This window comes from Giesbergeria sp. (assembly GCF_028686475.1).
GTDB lineage: Bacteria > Pseudomonadota > Gammaproteobacteria > Burkholderiales > Burkholderiaceae_C > Simplicispira.
The window spans coordinates 1-4302 of record NZ_JAQUCA010000055.1; the positions used below are offsets into that span (position 1 = coordinate 1).

Genomic DNA, 4302 nt, shown 5'->3' on the forward strand with positions numbered 1-4302 from the left:
AATCCGATGAATTTCACAACCTTGTCACTCATCTTTTTATACGAAAGTATAATTTAAATCTTTTATTTAGAAGTTAATAATTTTAAAAACAAAAAAAATTGAAAACATTTGAAATTTTACCACCACCGTCATTTTTAACTCCTTCAAGTCTTGCACCTTGGGCAAGGCCAAATGGTGCTTGCTTTGGCGCAATAGCACCGCCCGAATCCAAATGGCAAAAATCCGCATCAACTCCGGGTTGTCGGCCAGCCAGTCATTGAGCCGGTCTATCACCGCCAGCACTTCGGCTTGGTTGTGTGGGTGCTGCAAACGCATGACCGCTGCCACCAAATTGTGCATCGGGGCCAAATCGGCCTCGGTGTAGCGGTTTTCGGCAATCAGCAGGTATTGCATACTGGGCAAAAACTGCGCCACCAAGCCCGGCACCTTGGGGATTAAATCAGCAATGTTACTGGCTGCTGTCCAAGGCGCATCGCCGTTGTACAGCACTATCGGCAACACCGGCGGCAAGCGTCGCTGTGGCAATACCTGTTTGGCTTTGATGAGGTCTTGGTAGAGCAGCCACACATAGCTCATCATGCGTACCGCCACACGGGTCCACCTTGCTTTGGAACTCTATCAGAATGTAGAGATACACCCATTCTTGCCCCACCTTGACGCGCCAGACCACATCATCGGCGCGATGGCGCAAGTCGTCGGTTACGTAGCTGCCGGGCATTTTTTTTAGCGTGCGGTAGTCCAGGCTGTGCAGCCACGCATCGGGGATAAAACCCAGCACCAAATCGCGCACCAACTCAGGTGAGGAAAATAGCAGTTTGTAGGACGCGTCGTCGTTATGAACTACTCCACCCTATGCGTTGCGTTGCAAAGGATGGAGTTTCACGGGAGCCATAAACTCCCGTCTCGGCCAGTTCCTGACCGGATATGGATTCCAAAGCCCAGCGCAACACTACACGCGCTGAAGCCGTATCTCTGTTCTCTTGATGCCCGCATTGTTCGCAGCAGTGCATTCTTTGTGAGAGCTGCTTTTTGGCCACATGCCAGCACTGGGGGCAGCGCTGACTTGGTTTAAGCTTGCGGGTTGGAGCATCTACCCATTCGCCACCAGTTTCCAGCACTTTGTAGCGAAATAGTGAAGTGAACAGCCCCGGAGCGGTGTCCAGTATTTCCCGGTTCAGGCCCGCCTTTTGCGCTACCTGCTTGCCCGGTTCTTCCACAGTGCCAGCAGCACTGCGGGTCATGTTCTTGAGCGTGAGTTCTTCCGTTGCTACCAAGGCATACTTGTTTGCCAGCGCTGCCGTTTGCTGGTGTGCCCAGTCCAACCGCTTGCGCGCTACCTTGGCCCGAGCAGCGGCCAAGCGGCGCACGGCCTTCTTTCTACGGTTAGAGCGCTTGTTGCTCTTGCTTGAGACAGCTTGCTGCAACCGGATGGCCTGCTCCTTTTCCTGTTGCCACCAGCGCGGGTTGTCAATGTTCTCCAGCTCGCCGCTGTGCGTTACGCCCGACAGGAATCTCTCCACGCCCCAGTCATAGGCCAGTGCGCCATCGGCTTGCCGGGTGCGTTCTGGGCTGGCCACGGCCACGGTCAGTGACAAATACCAGCGGCCATCGCGGTGCAGGATGTCACTGGCACGAATATCGCCGCCCTGACGGGCTTGACCACGGGCACGGATTTGCCCCACGCCCGATAGGCGCAGGCTGCCATGCCTCCAGCCTTCTTCGGGTGTGAAGCGCCAACCATCACCATGACTTTTGAAGCTGAAGCCGGGAAAACGCCCCAGCGACTTGAAGCGCGGAAAGCCCGGTGTTTGGCCCGCCTTGATGCGCCTGAAGAAAGCAGCAAATGCTTTGTCCAAGCGGCGCAGCGTCATCTGCTGGCTAGAACAGTTAGCCGCATCAGCCCACTCGGGCAGGTCGTGGCGCAGCAGCGTCAGGCCCTTGCACTGGTCGGCATAAGAAATCGATGTGCCCGCCTTGCTCCAAGCGCTGATGCGTTCCTCTAAGGCAGCGTTGTAAAGCTGCTGGTGTGAGCGTAGCAGGGCATCGAGCGCAACGGCCTGCTTCGGCGTTGGGTACAGCCGATAGGTCGTTTTGCGCAGGTTGCGGGCTTCGCTCATAACTGGTTACTATAGACAAATTATGCAAATAAGCAAGCTACACAGTTGCCGCCTACGGCGGCACTGGCTGAGTTCTTCAATGCACTCAAGACTGGCACCAGCAGCAGGACAGGCCGGACGACTGAAGCCAGCCTGGGGCTGGCGGCGCTTACCCCTCCAGCCAATGGGGGCGGCTTTGCCTCTAGGCCGCAAGCGGCCAACCCAAATGGATGGAGCCCCTCGCGCTATTCGGTGGTGCCGTGGGCATCAGATGCTGTCAATGTCCACCTCGATGGCTGTGTCCTTGAGCGCCAAGCGCTGGCGTGCCAAAGTGATGAGGTCTTGGTCGGCCAAACTTTCTATCATGGCTTCAAAAAACTCCGGCGGCACCATGTAAAACGCGGGCCGGTTATGGCTGAGTACCACTACCGGCTTAGAACCGGCATGGCGCAGTATGTGGGCAGGGTTTTTTTTGAAATCCGACATACTGACGGAATAATCAGCGAGGTTAGCGTGCATCAAAAAACTCCAAACTAAGCGCTAAATAAAGCGCTAAATTTGGCAATTTTAGGTTATACCGGGTTGCACGCAACCCAAGCTACGAAGCTGCCCCCCATTTCCCCCAAACTTCGGTACAATGTTACATGTAACTTAAAAAAAGGGGGGCGTGTAGTCAACTACCCCGACCTGAAGGTCGGAGCTTGGAAGGCGAAAGCTTTGCAAGTTCGGGTTGACCAGACCCAGCGCCCCGGATGCCTTAATCCGGGCTTCATTGCCGAGTAGAGCGGGCGCTTGCGTTGTGTACAGGTGCGAAGACTCACCTTGGGATGCTTCCTCAGTCCCAAGCTCTGAAAGTTCCGGTTGCAGACAAGCGACAGGGTAAGCACGAAACGGATCGGAACCACCCGCAAGGGCAAGCCGGTACACAACATGGTCGAGGGGATCCGCACCGAAAGGTGCGCGTCACTAGGCCCTTACGGGCAGAGCCGCAAGGCCCAACAGAGGTGAAAAGCCTTGCACTAATTTCTGTCAACCGGGCTATTGAATGGACGTGAGCAGGTACCGGCCCAAAGCAAGGAACGCGATGCGTTCCGCGCTCTACCTCCCCGGCATGAATGCCGAGGTTTCACGCGCAACCTGATGACTGCCACCGTTGCCCAGCGGGTACAAAAGCGCCGTGCCACTTTGCGTTCATTGGGTCTGCGCCCCATACAGTTGTGGGTTCCTGATACCCGACGGGCTTCGTTTGCCCAAGAGTGCCTGCGCCAATCACAACTCCTGCGCCAAGACCCACAAGAAAATGAATTGCTGCGTTTGACGGAGGCCGCTGCCCTTGATACAGAGGGCTGGAATTGAGCCAGCGCGGCGATTTGGTGACCATTGCCTTACAGGGAGATTTTGGCAAGCCCCGTCCAGCGCTGGTCATTCAGTCCGATTTTTTTAAGGCCCACCCTTCCGTCACGGTATTGCCAGTAACCAGCGATGTGCGCGACACCCCATTGTTCAGGGTATCTATCGGGCCTGGCTCTGGCACTGGTTTGCTCAAACCATCGCAAGTCATGGTCGATAAGTCCATGACGGTTGCACGCGACAAGCTGGGGGCCACTTTTGGGCGCGCAGACGATGCCACCATGCTAGAAGTTGAGCGCTGTTTGGCTGTGTTTTTAGGTATCGCCAGTTAATCCATCGGGGGAGAACTCTCATTGTTCGCGCCAACTCGGGCGAGAAAATTAGAATCTGACCCTCATTTTTCTACGCTTGACAATGGCGCATGATTCTATCAAACTAGACAGATAACCAGTTAAAAAGGAGATGCGCCATGCACATTTGGCCGGTTCAAGATGCCAAAGCACGCTTTAGTGAATTTTTGGATGCCTGCCTTGCACAAGGCCCGCAAACTGTCACGCGCCGAGGCATAGAGGCTGCTGTATTGGTGCCCGTGCAAGAGTGGCAGCGCCTACAAGCGGCAGCACGCCCCTCACTTAAGCAGTTGCTGCTGGCGGAACATACGGGCACCGAACTCACCCTGCCGCCACGCGGCCAAGCGCAGCGCCGCCCCATCGTGCCGCAAGCATAAGCACCGTTCTGCAATACCTACGCAAATCTAATCATTTCTGATTAAATCTACCGCTTGCTTCCTGCTTCACAGAGGCCGGTTTCACTCGGGTCTTACGACCCAAGCCAGCGCCTTCCTCTCCACAGGCTG

5 protein-coding genes and 1 pseudogene are annotated in these 4302 nt (G+C 55.6%); 3 read left to right on the plus strand and 3 right to left on the minus strand.

The genetic code is table 11. The features are described from left to right. Positions 1-66: 66 nt before the first annotated feature. From PHX60_RS15840 to PHX60_RS15850, 3 genes and pseudogenes are all read right to left on the minus strand, one after another. A pseudogene (locus PHX60_RS15840) lies at positions 67-790 on the minus strand (Rpn family recombination-promoting nuclease/putative transposase). Between the two features lie 43 nt (positions 791-833). Next, positions 834-2117, minus strand: coding sequence for a transposase (locus tag PHX60_RS15845; RefSeq protein ID WP_300079733.1), 1284 nt, complete (start codon positions 2115-2117; stop codon positions 834-836). Between the two features lie 246 nt (positions 2118-2363). Continuing rightward, positions 2364-2615: a type II toxin-antitoxin system prevent-host-death family antitoxin gene (locus PHX60_RS15850; protein ID WP_300079735.1), complete on the minus strand. Its 252-nt coding sequence runs from the start codon at positions 2613-2615 to the stop codon at positions 2364-2366. 621 nt (positions 2616-3236) lie between these two features. Between PHX60_RS15850 and PHX60_RS15855 the strand changes: the two genes are divergently transcribed. The 3 genes from PHX60_RS15855 to PHX60_RS15865 all read left to right on the plus strand — a co-directional run bounded on the left by PHX60_RS15855 (position 3237) and on the right by PHX60_RS15865 (position 4173). Further along, positions 3237-3452, plus strand: a complete 216-nt coding sequence (locus tag PHX60_RS15855) for an antitoxin MazE family protein (RefSeq protein WP_300079738.1) — start codon at positions 3237-3239, stop codon at positions 3450-3452. Next, the gene (locus PHX60_RS15860; RefSeq protein ID WP_300079742.1) at positions 3443-3778 is read left to right on the plus strand and encodes a type II toxin-antitoxin system PemK/MazF family toxin; all 336 of its coding nucleotides are present in this window, start codon (positions 3443-3445) and stop codon (positions 3776-3778) included. Before PHX60_RS15855 ends, PHX60_RS15860 begins: the two co-directional genes overlap by 10 nt. Before the next feature lie 137 nt (positions 3779-3915). Next, a complete protein-coding gene (locus PHX60_RS15865) occupies positions 3916-4173 on the plus strand; it encodes a type II toxin-antitoxin system Phd/YefM family antitoxin (protein WP_300079740.1) in 258 nt (85 codons plus the stop codon). Positions 4174-4302 lie beyond the last annotated feature (129 nt).